Annotated in this window: 15 protein-coding genes and 1 riboswitch; of the genes, 5 read left to right on the top strand and 10 right to left on the bottom strand. The window is 42.1% G+C overall.

Features of this window, described 5'->3' with window-relative positions:
* From CU633_RS05080 to CU633_RS05060, 5 genes are read left to right on the top strand one after another with little or no spacing between them, the layout of a single operon-like run.
* A complete protein-coding gene (locus CU633_RS05080; RefSeq protein WP_101658641.1) occupies positions 1-777 on the top strand; it encodes a hypothetical protein in 777 nt (258 codons plus the stop codon).
* Positions 764-1,567 (top strand): hypothetical protein, encoded by an 804-nt coding sequence (locus tag CU633_RS05075; RefSeq protein ID WP_101658640.1) that lies wholly within the window; start codon positions 764-766, stop codon positions 1,565-1,567. Before CU633_RS05080 ends, CU633_RS05075 begins: the two co-directional genes overlap by 14 nt.
* Positions 1,564-2,376, top strand: coding sequence for a hypothetical protein (locus tag CU633_RS05070; protein WP_101658639.1), 813 nt, complete (start codon positions 1,564-1,566; stop codon positions 2,374-2,376). The genes CU633_RS05075 and CU633_RS05070 overlap by 4 nt, the downstream gene beginning before the upstream one ends.
* A 13-nt stretch (positions 2,377-2,389) precedes the next feature.
* Positions 2,390-3,061 (top strand): ATP-binding cassette domain-containing protein, encoded by a 672-nt coding sequence (locus tag CU633_RS05065; RefSeq protein WP_101658638.1) that lies wholly within the window; start codon positions 2,390-2,392, stop codon positions 3,059-3,061.
* The gene (locus tag CU633_RS05060) at positions 3,054-3,584 is read left to right on the top strand and encodes a hypothetical protein (protein ID WP_101658637.1); all 531 of its coding nucleotides are present in this window, start codon (positions 3,054-3,056) and stop codon (positions 3,582-3,584) included. Before CU633_RS05065 ends, CU633_RS05060 begins: the two co-directional genes overlap by 8 nt.
* Positions 3,585-4,732: 1,148 nt before the next feature.
* Here the strand turns inward: CU633_RS05060 and CU633_RS05055 are convergent.
* The 10 genes from CU633_RS05055 to CU633_RS05010 all read right to left on the bottom strand — a co-directional run bounded on the left by CU633_RS05055 (position 4,733) and on the right by CU633_RS05010 (position 15,974).
* Positions 4,733-6,094 (bottom strand): PFL family protein, encoded by a 1,362-nt coding sequence (locus CU633_RS05055; RefSeq protein WP_101658636.1) that lies wholly within the window; start codon positions 6,092-6,094, stop codon positions 4,733-4,735.
* A gap of 16 nt (positions 6,095-6,110) precedes the next feature.
* A complete protein-coding gene (locus CU633_RS05050; protein WP_101658635.1) occupies positions 6,111-6,380 on the bottom strand; it encodes an ACT domain-containing protein in 270 nt (89 codons plus the stop codon).
* 96 nt (positions 6,381-6,476) lie between these two features.
* Positions 6,477-6,552, bottom strand: a riboswitch (glycine riboswitch).
* Positions 6,553-6,710: 158 nt separating this feature from the next.
* Positions 6,711-7,190: a staygreen family protein gene (locus CU633_RS05045; RefSeq protein WP_101658634.1), complete on the bottom strand. Its 480-nt coding sequence runs from the start codon at positions 7,188-7,190 to the stop codon at positions 6,711-6,713.
* Between the two features lie 120 nt (positions 7,191-7,310).
* A complete protein-coding gene (locus CU633_RS05040) occupies positions 7,311-8,081 on the bottom strand; it encodes a hypothetical protein (RefSeq protein ID WP_101658633.1) in 771 nt (256 codons plus the stop codon).
* 126 nt (positions 8,082-8,207) lie between these two features.
* On the bottom strand, positions 8,208-10,637 hold the full coding sequence (gene parC, locus CU633_RS05035) for a DNA topoisomerase IV subunit A (protein WP_101658632.1): 2,430 nt from the start codon (positions 10,635-10,637) through the stop codon (positions 8,208-8,210).
* On the bottom strand, positions 10,634-12,613 hold the full coding sequence (gene parE / locus CU633_RS05030; RefSeq protein ID WP_101658631.1) for a DNA topoisomerase IV subunit B: 1,980 nt from the start codon (positions 12,611-12,613) through the stop codon (positions 10,634-10,636). The genes parC and parE overlap by 4 nt, the downstream gene beginning before the upstream one ends.
* Before the next feature lie 331 nt (positions 12,614-12,944).
* Positions 12,945-13,358: a CoA-binding protein gene (locus tag CU633_RS05025; RefSeq protein ID WP_101658630.1), complete on the bottom strand. Its 414-nt coding sequence runs from the start codon at positions 13,356-13,358 to the stop codon at positions 12,945-12,947.
* Between the two features lie 29 nt (positions 13,359-13,387).
* The gene (locus tag CU633_RS05020) at positions 13,388-14,287 is read right to left on the bottom strand and encodes an ABC transporter substrate-binding protein (RefSeq protein ID WP_101658629.1); all 900 of its coding nucleotides are present in this window, start codon (positions 14,285-14,287) and stop codon (positions 13,388-13,390) included.
* A complete protein-coding gene (locus tag CU633_RS05015) occupies positions 14,287-14,955 on the bottom strand; it encodes an ABC transporter permease (RefSeq protein WP_101658628.1) in 669 nt (222 codons plus the stop codon). Before CU633_RS05015 ends, CU633_RS05020 begins: the two co-directional genes overlap by 1 nt.
* The gene (locus CU633_RS05010; protein ID WP_101658627.1) at positions 14,955-15,974 is read right to left on the bottom strand and encodes an ABC transporter ATP-binding protein; all 1,020 of its coding nucleotides are present in this window, start codon (positions 15,972-15,974) and stop codon (positions 14,955-14,957) included. Before CU633_RS05010 ends, CU633_RS05015 begins: the two co-directional genes overlap by 1 nt.
* Between the last annotated feature and the right edge of the window lie 53 nt (positions 15,975-16,027).

The raw sequence follows: 16,027 nt of genomic DNA, 5'->3' as shown, positions 1-16,027 counted from the left end.
ATGCTTAAAATGGAGATCAATCGAGTTGGCAAGCGGCCAGTTTTTTGGCTATTAATCATTGTAGGGTTGGTTTATGCTTTATTACCCGTCATCAATACATGGCCACATGGTCTGACGGATGATGATTATATGCTATATCCCAGAAGTGCCTATGTTAGTTGGATGTATTTTATAGGAGATACTTATCTTATATATTCATTAACTTTTCCCCTTCTTGCTTCTTTAGCCTATTCAGATGCATATGCTGAAGACTTTAACACAGGATTAATCAAGAATATTTTAACCAAGGTGGAAAAGAGAAAGTATTTACTCATTCGCTATACAGTAAATTTTTGCATCGGGGGCTTTGTTGCGGTTTTTCCGCTTATTATTAACTTTTTAGGTGAAATGGCTGCTTATCCATTAATAGAAAATAATTATTATTTTGGGATGCCCCTGGTAGTGGAAGGGTCTTTCTGGCCAGAACTATTTTATCAACATCCTTTCATTTATGTGATTCTAAGATTATTCGTAATATTTATGTTCGGCGGCATGCTGGCATCAGTAGGTCTGGCTTTTTCAACAGTTGTGAAAAATCGATATATCGTTTTAATCTTTCCTTTCTTAATCGTGCTGGGATTGGATGTGTTCGCCAGCACAGTAGGGACGGCTCCGCTTACTATGTTATTTTTAGGTAATTACCAGGCGACTTGGGAACTTCCAGTCTATTTATTAATAGGCATCCTGGGAAGTTTTATCTGGTATTATGCATCAGGTGGCAAAAATGAAACCATTTAACGTTTTCCGTACTTCAATTAGAGAACTTTTTTCAGATAAGAAGATTTGGTTGTTGGCAAGTATATATTGCCTGTTTACATTGTTCTGTTTGATGCTGATTGCGAGAAGAGGAGCCTGGTCAGACAGAGGCATTTTTGATCTAATAGCGGATGTTTGGGGGAACCTTGGCAGTACCAATCACCAAATGTTTATCATCGTCGCGATTCCTGTTATTGTGACACTTTTGACCCAATTAATTGAAAAGAATGAAAGAGCCTTGAATGTTATCACGTTTGGCTCACGCTTTCGTACCTGGCATGCTCATGTTATATCAGCAATCTGTTTATCTTTTATTCTGACATTTATCATAGTGGCCATTTCATTCCTTGTTGGGGGATTGCTTGTCGGAACGACGAATACCTGGTTAATCCCTTCAGGTACAATAAGTGAGCTATTAAATAATAAGGAACATTTCCTGTCCATTGTCTCAAATATAGCTACCTATAATATTGTGTTCACCATCTTCATAACGAAGTTTTTAGGCTTTTTGATGATTTCTTTTTGCGTGCTTTTTCTAAAGCAATTCATTAGGAATGCAGCACTGATCATGATTATTTTAATCGGGCTGGCTGGCCTGGACCAAACGGGTGTCTTACCTGTTCAACTCTTTACTTGGAATGCCACTCTTTCTATACATAACTGGCTAGAACCAACGATCACGTTTTATCGTTGCATCTATTTATTTGTCATTTCATTAGTGTTATATGGAATTACAGGATGGTTATATGAAAGGAAGGATTTTCTTTCATGACGAATCATCCGATTTACAAACTTTTTTCAAGAGATATGGCATACAGCTTGTCCTACGGAAAATATAAATATCTCATCTTTTATTGCATTATTGCTGCGTTATCGCTGATGACCAGTTTGCAGCTAAAATCATTTGACAGCAATAGTGTCGGCACATTCTATTTATTACTAAAGGATAATGGCTATATTAAGCTGCTTTCTGAATATGAGGTGCCGGTCAATTGGACTTTTATCCAGTTTTTCGTCCTGTTTCTGATTGGTGATTTTTTATTTCAGGATATCGGGAAAAATCGCTCCTATTTGCTGCTGAGGTGCCGTTCGAAAGGACAGTATATCCTTGCAAAAATGGGCTGGATCGTCGCTCAAAGTATGATCCTGTACATAGGCGTGTTTGTTGTCATTTACTTTGTCTCCAGCCTTGTGCTATGTGACTTTTCAATAGGAGCATCACCCTTTTTTACGGATATGATTGCACCGCTGATGGAAATTCGAATTACTCCCGGCGATTTAATACTGCGCATAATACTGGGTTATTTTATGACCACGCTGGTCCTTTCGAGCATCCAACTCCTTTGCATCCAATTTATATCGCCGGCCATCGCTTATTTTGGGGTTATTATTCTCGGTGGCATTTCTACCTTTTCCGATTTGAAATGGCTCCCTGCTATTCATTCGATGATTTTGAAGCAAACGATCTTTGATATTGAACACCAGCTTACATTGCGTTTTTCAATTTTGTATTCCCTGGTGTTGTATGTCTTAATATCGATAATCACATTCTTTGTTTTTAAGGAAAAAGATATTCTTTAGGGGAGTGGGAAAAATGACTGAATCTGTTTATGTAAAAGCAGACCATGTTTCAAAAGAAATAAAAAAACAACCAATCTTGAAAGATATCAATTTACAATTAAAGAAGGGCTTTATATACGGTTTTAGAGGCAAGAATGGTTCCGGCAAGACGATGCTGTTCAGGGCATTGTGCGGTCTTATTTTGCCCACTGAAGGCACTGTGACGGTTGGGGGAGTGACATTGGGAAAAGAAGCATCTTTTCCTCCAAGCGTCGGAGTATTGATTGAATACCCTGGTTTTTTAAACGGCTATACAGGATTCAAAAATTTGAAAATGCTTGCCGAGCTAAATGATGTAATTGATGATGAACGGATTAGGGAGTCAATCCGTCTGGTTGGATTGGATCCAGATGATAAGCGAAAGTATCGAAAATACTCACTGGGTATGAAGCAGCGTTTGGGTCTTGCCCAGGCCATCATGGAAAAACCGGATCTTATTATTCTTGATGAACCGACCAATGCATTGGATTCGGATGGAGTAGAGGAGTTGAAAAAGCTATTGCTGGGTTTAAAGGCTGAGAATAAGTGTATTCTGATTGCCAGCCATGATAAAGAGGAACTCGATTATCTTTCTGATGAAATTTTTATGATGGAAAACGGTAAAATTGTGGACCACTACAGCCTGCAAGGAGACAAAAATGAATAAAAAGACAATTCTCTTTCTATCAGTGGCTGCCATTGCATTTATAATCTGGGGCGTAAGGGTCTATAACGTAAACGCAGGTGTTGCAAGAGAATATGAGATCAAAACTTATCAGTTGGGGGAAACGATTCTTTTGGATAACGCAACCTTTCGAGTAACGGATCTCACTTCCGGTCAAGTGCAAGATGCAGATGGATATGAGTCTTTTCCTCTTACTGTGGAGATGGAGCTGCAGAATACTTCAGATAAGGACATCTCTGTTATAAGGATTATTGAAGCCAAGCTGGCTTACGGCATAGATTATTACCAAACAAATGAGGGGGACTTTGATGCCAGCCAACTGCAAAGTTTACCGCCAGGTTCGTCAGTCAACTTTATCCTGACCTATCATGTCGAGCCAAATAATCTAGACAAGAACCCTCTGTTATACATTGATCAAAGTTTATATAGTGATCAAGTCAACGCAAAGTATAAAGAAGGGTTAAGGTATGGAGTTGCGGTAGAACTAAAAAACCATAATCTCTAAAGATAAAGTATAGGGGAGTTAAGCTTTTCCAAATTGGAAAGGCTTTTTTTAACGACAATAGAGTTTATAAATTTGTCACGTTCTTTTTACAGAAGCATGATGCTATGATAATTGATAAGCACTATCATACTCCGCCATATTATAAAAAATAGGGAGGAAAACGTAATGAAATGGGAAGAAGTAAGACAAGCTTATCCAAATAAATGGGTAGTATTAGAAGCACTCGAAGCATGTTCCCAAAATAATATTAAAGTTTTAAAAGATATGGCTGTCCTTGATTGATTGATTGCTTTGATGATTCCATGAAGGCGTTAAGAAAGGCATGCGGAGTTACACAAACAAAAGCCTGATCGTGAGTTATACTTTTTTCACACATCTCGTCAAAACTTAAATATTCAAGAAAAAAGATGGACTGGATTAAGAAAAATATGATTAACATTAATGGAATAAATGGTTTGCCATTTGTGTTTTATGAAGGACGGTACTAAAAGGGAACAAACCATAATTAAAGTCTCGCTTCTAATAATATTTTCTAGTTTACATAATATATATTATCAAAAGTTCTCAAAACCCATTAATTCATGTCTCAAATATTAAGTATACTCGTGATAATGAGACGAAAAAAAAAATTTATAAATTGCTTTACTATCGAATGTTCTTATTTTAATTAAATTATTTCGTTATACATGCATCTATAAATTTTAAACAACAAAATAAATCTTGTCTCAATCTAAATTTAGCAATGCTTAGTGTAATTCATACCGTGTAACTACGGGCAACCAAGTGGGTATATTTAAAAATTATAATAAACATTCCTGCTTTTTATAAAAGGTTGCCCCCATTTCTACCCTGCCTGGCAACCGTTAGTTTACATAATATAATTATGACATCTTATATCTTTAATATGATAAGCTCTTGCTAACAACTAAGTTGACTGACTATCTCTACAGTGGTCTGCAAGCCGGCTCTCACAGCTTATTTTTCTCCTGAAACGGTAATATTACTAAATTAACTTATAAAAAGTGGTCCCAAGCCAGATTTCACTTGGGACACTTTTCACCGCATACTAAGATTGGAACTTATTTTAGAACTTTAAGCATTATGCTCACAACTGTTTCTGTTATGAAGCCCAAAAGTCATGATATGCGTTAGTTGATCAGTGCTTGGAGCGGCGCGGGAATTCGTCCGGCGCGCTGGATCAATTTTTCCGAGCTGTATGGATTTACGCCCATTACTGGAGCACGCCCGAGAAGTCCGCCAAACTCAACAATCTCACCTTCTTGCTTACCTGGCACAGGAATAACACGAACAGCTGTTGTTTTCTTGTTAATCATCCCGATTGCTGCTTCATCGGCAATAAGTGCTGATAAAGTGGCGGGAGAAACATTACCGGTCAGGGCAATCATGTCAAGACCTACTGAGCACACGCACGTCATCGCTTCCAGCTTGGATAGAGTCAAGGCCTCATCGATAATTCCCCGAATCATTCCATTGTCTTCACTAACCGGAATAAATGCCCCGCTCAAACCGCCTACATATGAACTTGCCATTGCCCCTCCTTTTTTCACCGCATCATTCATCAGTGCAAGTGCGGCTATCGTTCCATGGGTTCCGACTCGCTCAAGCCCTATTTCTTCGAGAATTTCGGCTACACTGTCATTCATCGCGTTCGTTGGTGCCAGTGATAAATCCATGATACCAAATGGAATGCCAAGGCGTTCTGCTACGACTCTTCCGATCAATTCTCCTGCACGGGTGACTTTGAAGGCCGTCTTTTTGATAATATCCGATACTTCCCCTAGATCAGCGTCCGGATGGCGTTTTAATGCGCTTAACACAACGCCCGGCCCGCTAACCCCTACATTAATAACCGCCTCTCCTTCACCGGCACCATGAAAAGCACCAGCCATAAAAGGGTTATCCTCAACAGGATTGCAGAAAACAACAAGCTTTGCGCAGGCCAGCCCATTATGGTCTTTTGTTCTTTCTGCAGCTTCTTTTATGATCAAGCCCAATTGGCGGACTGCATCCATATTAATTCCAGTTCGTGTCGTAGCCACGGAAACGGATGCACAAACCCTCTCCGTTACGCTTAAAGCTTCTGGAAGAGCATCAAGCAATGTTTGATCCCCTTTTGTAATTCCTTTATGTACTAGTGCTGAAAAGCCGCCGATAAAATCCACTCCAAGGTCAACAGCAGCTTTATCAAGCGTCCTGGCAAGTTCAACTGCTTGCTCTTTCGTTGCATTTCCGAGTATTTCAGCGATTGGCGTAATCGATATCCGTTTATTAATGATTGGGATTCCAAATTCCTTTTCAACTTGGTCTGCAACTTCCTTTAACCGTCCTGCATAACCGACTATTTTTTCATAAACATTCGCGTTCATTTTCTGAAAATCGGAATCTGAACAGTCACGCAGGCTAATACCCATTGTGACAGTACGGATATCCAGATTTTCCATCTCGATCATTCGCATCGTTTCCATCATTTCATCAATTGCTATGTTCATTTTTTCACACACCCTCTCACACTCGATGCATTGCTTTAAAAATTTCTTCAAGCTGAATATTAATTTTTAGGGAGAGCTCATCCCCGATCTTGCCAAGTTGGTCTTGCAAACGGTCCAAATTATCGGTTCCGGTAACATCAACGATCATCATCATCGTAAAGAAATCCTGCAAAATCGTCTGGCTAATATCGAGAATATTGATTTCATTTTCCGATAAAACGGTCGTCACTTTAGCGATTATACCCACCTGGTCTTTTCCAACAACACTTACTACTGCACGTCTCATCCTGACATCTCCTCAAAATAATTTTAGCAAATAAAAAAGAGACTGGATTTTATCCAATCTCGTGCAAACAGTAGAATAACCTGATGATGAACCATAAGTTACTCTTCTGTCCTTTTGCCTGAGATTGTGAATCCTTCGGCGCCGCAATTGCGGTCTCTCCAGAAGCTGCTCCCGTTATAGTTTTATCCATAACGATCATCGCTTGTTATAAAAAATAATAAACTGATTATAACAATTCGAAAATATAAGATCAAGATGATTGTTTGAAAAAAGCAAAACATCAAATACTTTAATCATAATTAAAATTAAAACACAGGCATGCACCTGTGTTTAAGAGACGGTTTTCTTCAAAGCAATATTTAAATATTGTCTTGGTGTTCCTTGGTAGGCGATCTTGTTGAATTGCGGATAAACCGATTCAAATTGAATATAAATCGGTGAGTCTAAAAGCCATGGGTAATAAGTGAAAAACGCCTGGTCTCCGTACGTTATGGCGGTTAGCGCCTGTTCTAGTTCACGCTGAAAAATTAAATACCTCACCTTTGAATATTTCTCATCAAAGTCACCGTTGCTTATATACACTCTGCCAAAGAGAATATACTGTCCGGATTTCGGCTTCCACTCGGCAAAGACTTCATCCCGGTTCTTCGAGTTAATGGCATCTAAATCAAAATGACACCCTATTTTTAAGAGAAATTCCCCGTTCTTATCCGAATGGGTAAGCGTGTATTTTCTGTTGTCCACTGGCCCAAATTGAGTGGCTGGGGCTACTATGTCGGTGGACAGCTTAGCAGGATCAAACTTATTCATTGTAAGTATAACCCCCCTTACGATAGCGATAATTTGTTTACCTCATATTATGTTAATACCGGGAAAATGTGACTTGAGCCCAGTGTTACAGAGCATTCCGCTTCGTCTAACCGGCGTTGTTCATCTTCCTGGAGCGCTGGCACCTGTCTCATAAACAGCTGTTCTCAATAAAATCCACCTGCCATTTTCAAGGCTCCATTCCGATTCTACGAAAGCGATGGAATCAGCGTTATAGGCACCGCTAATTCTTTGGACTCCCAATAAGCGATTATCTGCTCCGTTACTATCTACGACCTTTAAAGTACTGTAAGGGAAGACCATTAGTTCCGTTGGTTCATTCAATTTTCCATTCCGGTATATGCCAAGGCGCTCATAATCGTCTTTTCTGCTGCTGAGATCAAATCTGTATGATTTCCCGGTTTTATCGATCGTAATTGAGGCCTGATAGTTCTCTTCAAACTGGCTTGTAATAGCCAAGGGATCGGGCACAGTCAAATCCGTCATTTTAAAATCCTTTAATGTATATAAATAGTAATTGGAAAGTCCTCCGCTTCCTCCGGACGGAATACTGACAAACATATCGAGAACTCCATCGTGATTTACATCCTTGAAATCAACAGCTGGCTCATAACCGCCTTCAAGTTGAACCTCGTATGTTTTTCCGTTCGATGCCTTGACTTCCAAAAAGATTTCTTTTTGAAAATTTGCACCTTCCTCAAATGGGAGCCCCTTTAAAATAATCGTATCTTTCTTTCCATCTCCTGACACATCATATTTCTCTTCTGAAAAGATTTTCATTTTGCCGGCTTGTTCAACTGCATAAACACCAGTGATCGCCGATAATGACATAAAAAAGAAAGCGGTAAAGGCAAATAACAAATCCCGTTTCATCGATATCCCTCCTTGGATTTTCTTGCTAATGTTAACTTCTCCTTTCTTGGAAAAAACATGCAGGAAATTGAGGGAACAATTAAAAACCCTTCATCTCTTTTTAAATGAAGGGTTCACAATTTAAGTTTATTCTTCAATTTTTTCCATTTTCCAAAGATGCTTTAGTTTTCCGCTTTCCGTTTCGTCAAAAATGAATGAGCCATTTGAATAACGATCGGTAAAGCGAAGTTCTGCTGGAACGATTTGCTCCAGTTGGCCTTTTTCCGTCTGCAGGAAGATAGTATCTCCACTTTGCACGGCTGCGAATCCAACAATACGGTGAGGATTTGCTTTTAGCTCACGAAGCATGACAAGCCCCCGTTTTGCCCGGGAAGACTTTTCAAATTCGCTGAGCTTCATTCGTTTAATCGCACCGCGCTGTGTCGCAACAACGATTGACTGGGAGATAGACTGGTCGATTATTTCACCGCCGATGACAAAGTCCTGATCTTTCAGGTTAATGCCCTTCACCCCTGCAGCGCGCGCCCCGACAACACTGACCTCTTCTTCATGGAACCAGAGAGCATAACCAAAGCTCGTTGTTAAGAACAATTCCTTTGTACCATCTGTCAGATGAACATCAACGACTGCATCATCTTCTTTAAGATTGATAGCGACGAGTGCTTTTGAATAGCGCTGGGCCTTGTAATGCTTCAACTCCGTTTTCTTGACCATGCCGTTTTTCGTCACGAATAACAAAAACGCTTCCTGATTGAAATCTTTGACTGGAATCGCTTCGATGATTTCTTCATCGCGGTCGATCGGGACGATATTGGCAACATGCTGGCCAAGATCCTTCCAGCGGATATCAGGAATTTCATGGACAGGCAAATACAAATAGTTCCCTTTGCTTGTAAAAAGAAGAACAACATCCTGAGTATTCATCTCAAGCTGGGACAGGAGCCTGTCCGTTTCTTTCATGCCAAAATCCTGGCCATTCGAAGCCGAAAAAGAGCGCAGGCTTGTTCGTTTCAGATAGCCGTCTTTCGTCAAGGTGACGATCACGTCTTCGCTGGCAACCAGTACCTCAAGATTGATTTTAATTTCAGAAATCTCGGCTTCAATACTCGTTCTGCGCTCATCTTCAAAGCGTTTCTTGACGTCTTTTAAATCCTTCTTGATAACTGACGCAAGCTTTTTCTCACTGCCCAATATTGCGGACAGCTCCTCGATTTTCTTCGCCAATTCTTCTGCTTCCCGCTGGAGCGCCGTTATATCTGTGTTCGTTAAACGGTAAAGCTGCAGGGACACGATGGCTTCAGCCTGAGCTTCGCTAAATTGGAATGATGCAATTAAATTGTCTTTTGCATCGCGCTTGTCCTTTGAAGCGCGGATCGTCGCGATTACTTCATCGAGGATCGATAAAGCTTTCATCAGGCCATCCACGATGTGCTGACGGTCCTTCGCTCTTTGCAGGTCGTACTTGGCCCTTCTGGTTACGACTTCCTTTTGGTGGCCAATATATGCATCAAGCAGTTCGCGCAACCCCATTAATTTTGGGTGCCGATTGTGAATGGCAACCATATTGAAGTTGTACGGGATTTGAAGATCGCTGTTTTTGTATAAATAGTTGAGTACGCCTTCAGCGTCTGCTTCTTTCTTTAACTCAATGACAATCCGCAAGCCGGTCCGGTCGGTTTCATCCCTGACCTCGGCAATCCCTTCAAGCTTGCGGTCAAACCGAAATTCATCAATCTTTTTAACGAGGTTGGCTTTATTGACTTCAAACGGGATTTCGGTGATGACAATTTGCTGCTTGCCGCCGCGCAGTTCTTCAATCTCCGTTTTTCCGCGGATAATGATTTTGCCTTTGCCTGTTTCATATGCTTTCTTAATTCCATCTACACCTTGAATGATCCCGCCTGTTGGAAAATCGGGGCCTTTAACGGCCTTCATTAAGTCTTCCACTGAACAATCGGGATTGTCCATTCTCATGATCACGCCATCGATAACCTCACCAAGATGATGGGGCGGAATATCTGTCGCATAGCCGGCAGAAATCCCCGTTGATCCGTTTACAAGCAAATTAGGGAACATTGCTGGTAAAACGGTCGGTTCATTTGATGTGTCATCAAAGTTCGGAACAAAATCGACGGTTCTCTTGTCGATGTCCCGTAAAAGTTCGGCCGCAATCGCCGAAAGCCTTGCTTCGGTATAACGCATCGCCGCAGGAGGATCGCCGTCGATACTGCCGTTGTTTCCGTGCATTTCAACAAGATACTTGCGAACCTTCCACTCCTGGCTCATCCGCACCATTGCATCATATACCGACGTGTCTCCATGTGGGTGATAATTACCGATTACATTCCCGACCGTCTTTGCTGACTTGCGAAATCCTTTTTCATGGGTGTTGCCCTCTACATGCATTGCGTATAGAATTCTGCGCTGGACCGGTTTTAAACCATCGCGTGCATCAGGCAGGGCCCGCTCTTGAATAATGTACTTGCTGTATCGTCCAAAACGGTCGCCCAGCACATCTTCAAGCGGCAAATCGCGAAATTTTTCAACTGAACTCATAATTCAACAGCCTCCCCTGCAACCGAGATATTTTCGTTTTCAAGGATATTGCTGTCTTCTTCAAGTCCGAAAGCAACGTTCGTCTCAATCCATTTCCGGCGCGGTTCCACTTTGTCGCCCATCAACGTTGTCACCCGGCGCTCTGCCCGTGCGGCATCATCGATGCGGACGCGGATCAGTGTTCTCGTTTCCGGATCCATCGTTGTTTCCCAAAGCTGGTCGGCATTCATTTCGCCAAGGCCTTTATAGCGCTGGATCATATAGCCTTTTCCAACCTTTTTAATCGTCGCTTGAAGCTCTTCATCGCTCCATGCATATTCGACTACTTCTTTTTTGCCCGACCCTTTGCTTACTTTGTACAAAGGCGGAAGCGCAATGAACACTTTTCCCGCTTCAAAAAGCGGCTTCATATATCGGTAAAAGAACGTCAACAGCAGTACTTGAATATGGGCGCCGTCCGTGTCGGCATCCGTCATAATCACGATTTTTTCATAATTGATATCGTCGAGGTTAAAATCGCTGCCAACCCCGCCACCGACTGCATGAATAATCGTATTGATTTCTTCATTTTTAAAAATGTCCTCAAGCTTGGCTTTTTCTGTGTTGATGACCTTTCCGCGCAGCGGCAGAACAGCCTGGAAACGGCGGTCGCGCCCCTGCTTTGCGGAGCCGCCCGCAGAATCGCCCTCAACAAGATACAGTTCATTTCTCTGCGGATTTCTCGATTGGGCCGGTGTCAGCTTGCCGGAGAGGACCGCTTCAGAGCGTTTTCTCTTTTTCCCGCTGCGGGCATCCTCACGCGCTTTTCTGGCCGCTTCCCTTGCCTGGAAAGCCTTGATCGCCTTCCTGATCAACAGCGAGCTGATATCCGGATTTTCAGCAAGAAAATAAGCAAGATTTGAAGACACAACTGCATCTACTGCTGAACGGGCTTCACTCGTACCGAGCTTTCCCTTTGTTTGCCCCTCAAACTGCAAAAGCTCCTCAGGAATCCGCACTGACACGATTGCAGAAAATCCCTCACGAATGTCGGCGCCATCCAGGTTTTTATCTTTTTCTTTGAGAAGTCCAGCTTTCCTGGCGTATTCATTAAAAGCTCTTGTTAACGCCGTTTTCGAACCGGCTTCATGTGTACCGCCGTCCTTCGTCCTTACGTTATTAACAAAAGATAGAACGTTTTCTGAATATCCATCATTGAACTGAAAAGCAAAATCTACTTCAATCCCATTTTGTTCTCCTTCAAAGCTGACAACAGGATGAAGGACATCTTTTTCTTCATTTAAATATTCAACAAATGCTTCAATCCCGTTTTCAAAATGAAACTCTTCCTGAACATTGTTGCGCTCATCGATAATGTCAATTTTCATCCCCTTTAACAAAAAGGCGGACTCGCGGAGGCGTTCACAAAGCGTTTCAAAATTATAAGTAGTTGTCGAAAAAATCCTGGCATCGGGCTTAAAATGAATCGTCGTTCCGGTTTGATTCGTTTTTCCGGTCTTCTCAAGTGTCGTAACCGGTTTGCCGCCGTCTTCAAAGCGCTGTGTATAAATAAAGCCGTCGCGTTTGATTGTAACAACGAGCCATTCTGACAAAGCATTGACGACAGAGGCACCAACACCGTGCAAGCCGCCGCTTGTTTTGTATCCGCCCTGGCCAAATTTTCCGCCGGCGTGAAGCACCGTCAAAATGACTTCAGGTGTAGGCTTGCCAAGCTTGTGCATGCCCGTCGGCATTCCGCGCCCTTTATCGATTACACTAATGGAGTTATCTTTATGGATTTTAACGATGATATGGTTTCCATACCCGGCCAATGCTTCATCCACCGAGTTGTCAACAATCTCGTAAACAAGATGATGCAGACCCCGTGCATCGGTGCTGCCAATATACATGCCCGGGCGCTTTCTTACCGCCTCAAGACCTTCCAGCACCTGTATGGCATCATCATTGTAATCAAATGCTTCCTGATTTCTTGCCACGAACATACCCCTTTCATTGCTTGCAAACAACATTAACGTATTCTCTGGATATTGTCGAACGTTTCTTTTTAAGTATCGTCCATTTCAATCTGATTCTTTAGAAGTTTACCATTTTAGGAAATTGGAACAAACGTTCTTATCATATTTTACCATAAGTTCATCAAGCGTCTATGCTTAATTGTATCTATTTATTTCATTTTGGCAAATCTATTTCAAAAAATTCACGGTAAAACCCAAGAAAAACCGGCATATCTTCTGTTTTTTTGCTCGATCAACACGTGATTAAAAAAAAGAAACATGAATCATTATGATATCATGTTTCCTTAAAACACTATTTTGTCAACGCATGCTCAACCTTGATACAGCGGTCCATGATGACAGTATAGCCTTTTTCTTTTAAATATTGAAAGACTTCTTGATCCTTTACCCCGAGCTGGGCCCAAAACACATCGGCATCAATTTCTTCAAATTCTTTAGCAAGCCCGGCTAAATACTCGGGACGCCGAAAAATATCGACAATATCGATATGGCCTTCAACATCCTTTAACGATGGAACGGCCTTCACCCCGAGCGCTTCATCAATATTTGGATTAACAGGAATGATTTCGTAGCCGGCATTTTGCATCGCTTGCGACACCATATAAGAGGTCCTCGATGGATTATCGCTTAGGCCAACAACAGCAATTCGTTTTGCCTTCTTTAAAATCTTGCCGATTTCTTCACGGTCCGGATTTTCAATTGCCATACTTTCCACTCCTTTTCACTAAAATTTCATTATTCAGTGATCAAGCCCTTTTTAACCAAGAAATCTTTGGCGACCTGTTCAGGATCTTCCTTATCAATGTCGACTTTTGCGTTCATCTCTGACATTTCTGCTTCAGAAATTTTTCCGGCCAGGCCATTCACAACCTTTTCAAGTTCAGGAAATTGCTCCAATACTTCCTGTCTGACGATCGGTGCTGCATAATAAGGCGGGAAGAACCCCTTATCATCCTTTAAAGAAACAAGATCATAGCGGGCAATCCGGCCATCGGTTGTGAACGCTGGAATCACATCGACTTCCCCTTCCTTGACTGCTTCGTACATAATATTCGGATCAAAACTTTTCTGGTCTTTAAACTCGAAATTGTAGGCTGCGACCATCGCGTCATAGCCATCCTCACGCTCATAAAATTGGTGTGGTGCCCCAAAGGAAAGATCCTTGGAATATGGCACTAGATCAGAAAAATTCTCAGCTTCAATGTTTTTGTCCTTCGTATAGGCAAGTGTATAGGTGTTTTCGAAGCCAAGCGGCTCTAACCAAACCATATCATATTTTTCTTGATAACCTTTCTTTACCCGCTCAAATATTTTATCAGCGGATTCGCCTGGCTCGGCCTTTTCTTTTAAAACCGCTTCAAGGCCTGTCCCGGTATATTCCACATACATATCAATATCACCTTTTTCCATCGCTGGTGTCAGGATCGACACCTCCCCGAGTCCATCCTTTACCTCGACGTCATAATCGGTATGTGCTTTAATATATTCGGATAAAATATGCGGCAGGATGTATTGCTCTGTCCACATCTTTCCCGAAATCACAATCTTGTCTTCTCCATCACTGCTGTTGTTGCAAGCAGTTAACACCCCGATCACTAGCATAAGAGAGACGCACATCAATAACCTTCTTTTCATCATTTTCCCCCCTGAATATTTTTTAACCCCTTTGGTGTTGCAGCCACTTCAATTCTTTTTAAAATAAAATCAAATAAAATTGCCAATAGTGCGGCAGGGATTGCGCCTGCCAGTACAAGCTGGTTATTCCATGTCGATAAGCCCCTGTATATGAGTTCACCGAGGCCGCCCGCACCGACGAATGTAGCGAGCGTCGCGACTCCAACCGTTAAAACAGTGGCGGTACGGACGCCCGCCATAATGAACGGAAGTGAGAGAGGCAGCTCAATTTTCGTTAAAATTTGTTGCCTGGTCATGCCCATTCCTTTACCTGCTTCAATCACCGCACTGTCAACTCCGACAATACCCGTATATGTATTGCGCAGGATTGGAAGTAGGGAATAGACTGTTAAGGCAGTAATCGCTGTCACATTGCCAGTCCCGAAAATGGGAATCAGGAAGCCGAAGAAAGCAAGGCTTGGAATCGTCTGAAATACAGCTGTAATCCCGATCACAAACTCGGCAAGCTTTTTTTTCCTTGAAACAATGATGCCAAGTGGCAGGGAGATGACGAGCGCGATCAAGATCGCCGTAAATGATAAAAACAAATGCTCGGTCAAACCTTGCCAAATATCATCAGATCTTGATGTAATGGTTTGTATAAACGCTGAAAATCCGTTTTCTGCCATCAGCGGACCTCCTCCATTCTCATCCCGGCCAGCACGCGTAATAAATGATCTTTCGTGATGATTCCGACCATTTTTTGCTGTTCATCGACGACGCCAAGCGAATTAAGGTTTTTATCAATAAGCAAACGGACTATGTCTTTAAGATCATCCTGATCCTGCACGATCAGATAATCTTCTTCCTCGGTTAAAGCTGACATTGCTTCAAGGACTTCTTTAGGTTGAACGGTAATTCCTTGTTCGCCCTGGGCAGCTTTAACCATCACATCCTTCGCTTTTAAAACTGCTTTTTCGGTTAACCGGTCTTCGCCTAAAAAGCCGCGGACAAAGTCATTTGCCGGGTTGGAAAGGAGTTCGTCAGGAGCAGCTATCTGAATGATTTTCCCATCTTTCATGACAGCAATTCGGTCGGCAATTTTAAGGGCCTCATCAATATCATGGGTAACGAACACGATTGTCTTGTGAATTCGCTGCTGGAGGGACTTAAGCTCGTCCTGCAGCTGTTCACGGCTGATTGGGTCAAGGGCGCTGAATGGTTCATCCATTAATACGATCGGCGGTTCAGCGGCAAGGGCCCTGATCACACCGACACGTTGCTGTTGCCCGCCGCTTAACTCCAATGGATATTTGGATTTGTATTGTCCGGGTTCAAGGCCAACCATCTCCAATAGCTCATCAACGCGCTTTTCGTAGTCTGCTTTTTTCCAACCCTTTAGCCTTGGGATCAGCGAAATATTGTCGGCTATCGTCATATGGGGCATCAGGCCGATTTGCTGGATCACATAGCCGATTCTTCTTCTCAGCTCCACTCCATCCACTTCAGCAATGTCTTCACCATCGACATAAATAGATCCTGAAGTCGGAGCGATCAATTTATTGATCATTTTCATCGTTGTCGTTTTACCACAGCCGCTCGGCCCAATTAAGACAACGAGTTCCCCTTTTTCAATATGTAGGTCAATCTCTTTTACCGCTTCTAACCCATCTGGGTATACTTTGCTCACCCGATTAAACCGGATCATCTGTAGACCACCTGCTTTTATTATCTTAGGTTATCTATATTCTCTGCTATATT

Source organism: Bacillus sp. V3-13 (assembly GCF_002860165.1).
Taxonomy (GTDB): domain Bacteria; phylum Bacillota; class Bacilli; order Bacillales; family Cytobacillaceae; genus Bacillus_BJ.
This window is presented reverse-complemented; position numbering and strand designations above follow the sequence as displayed.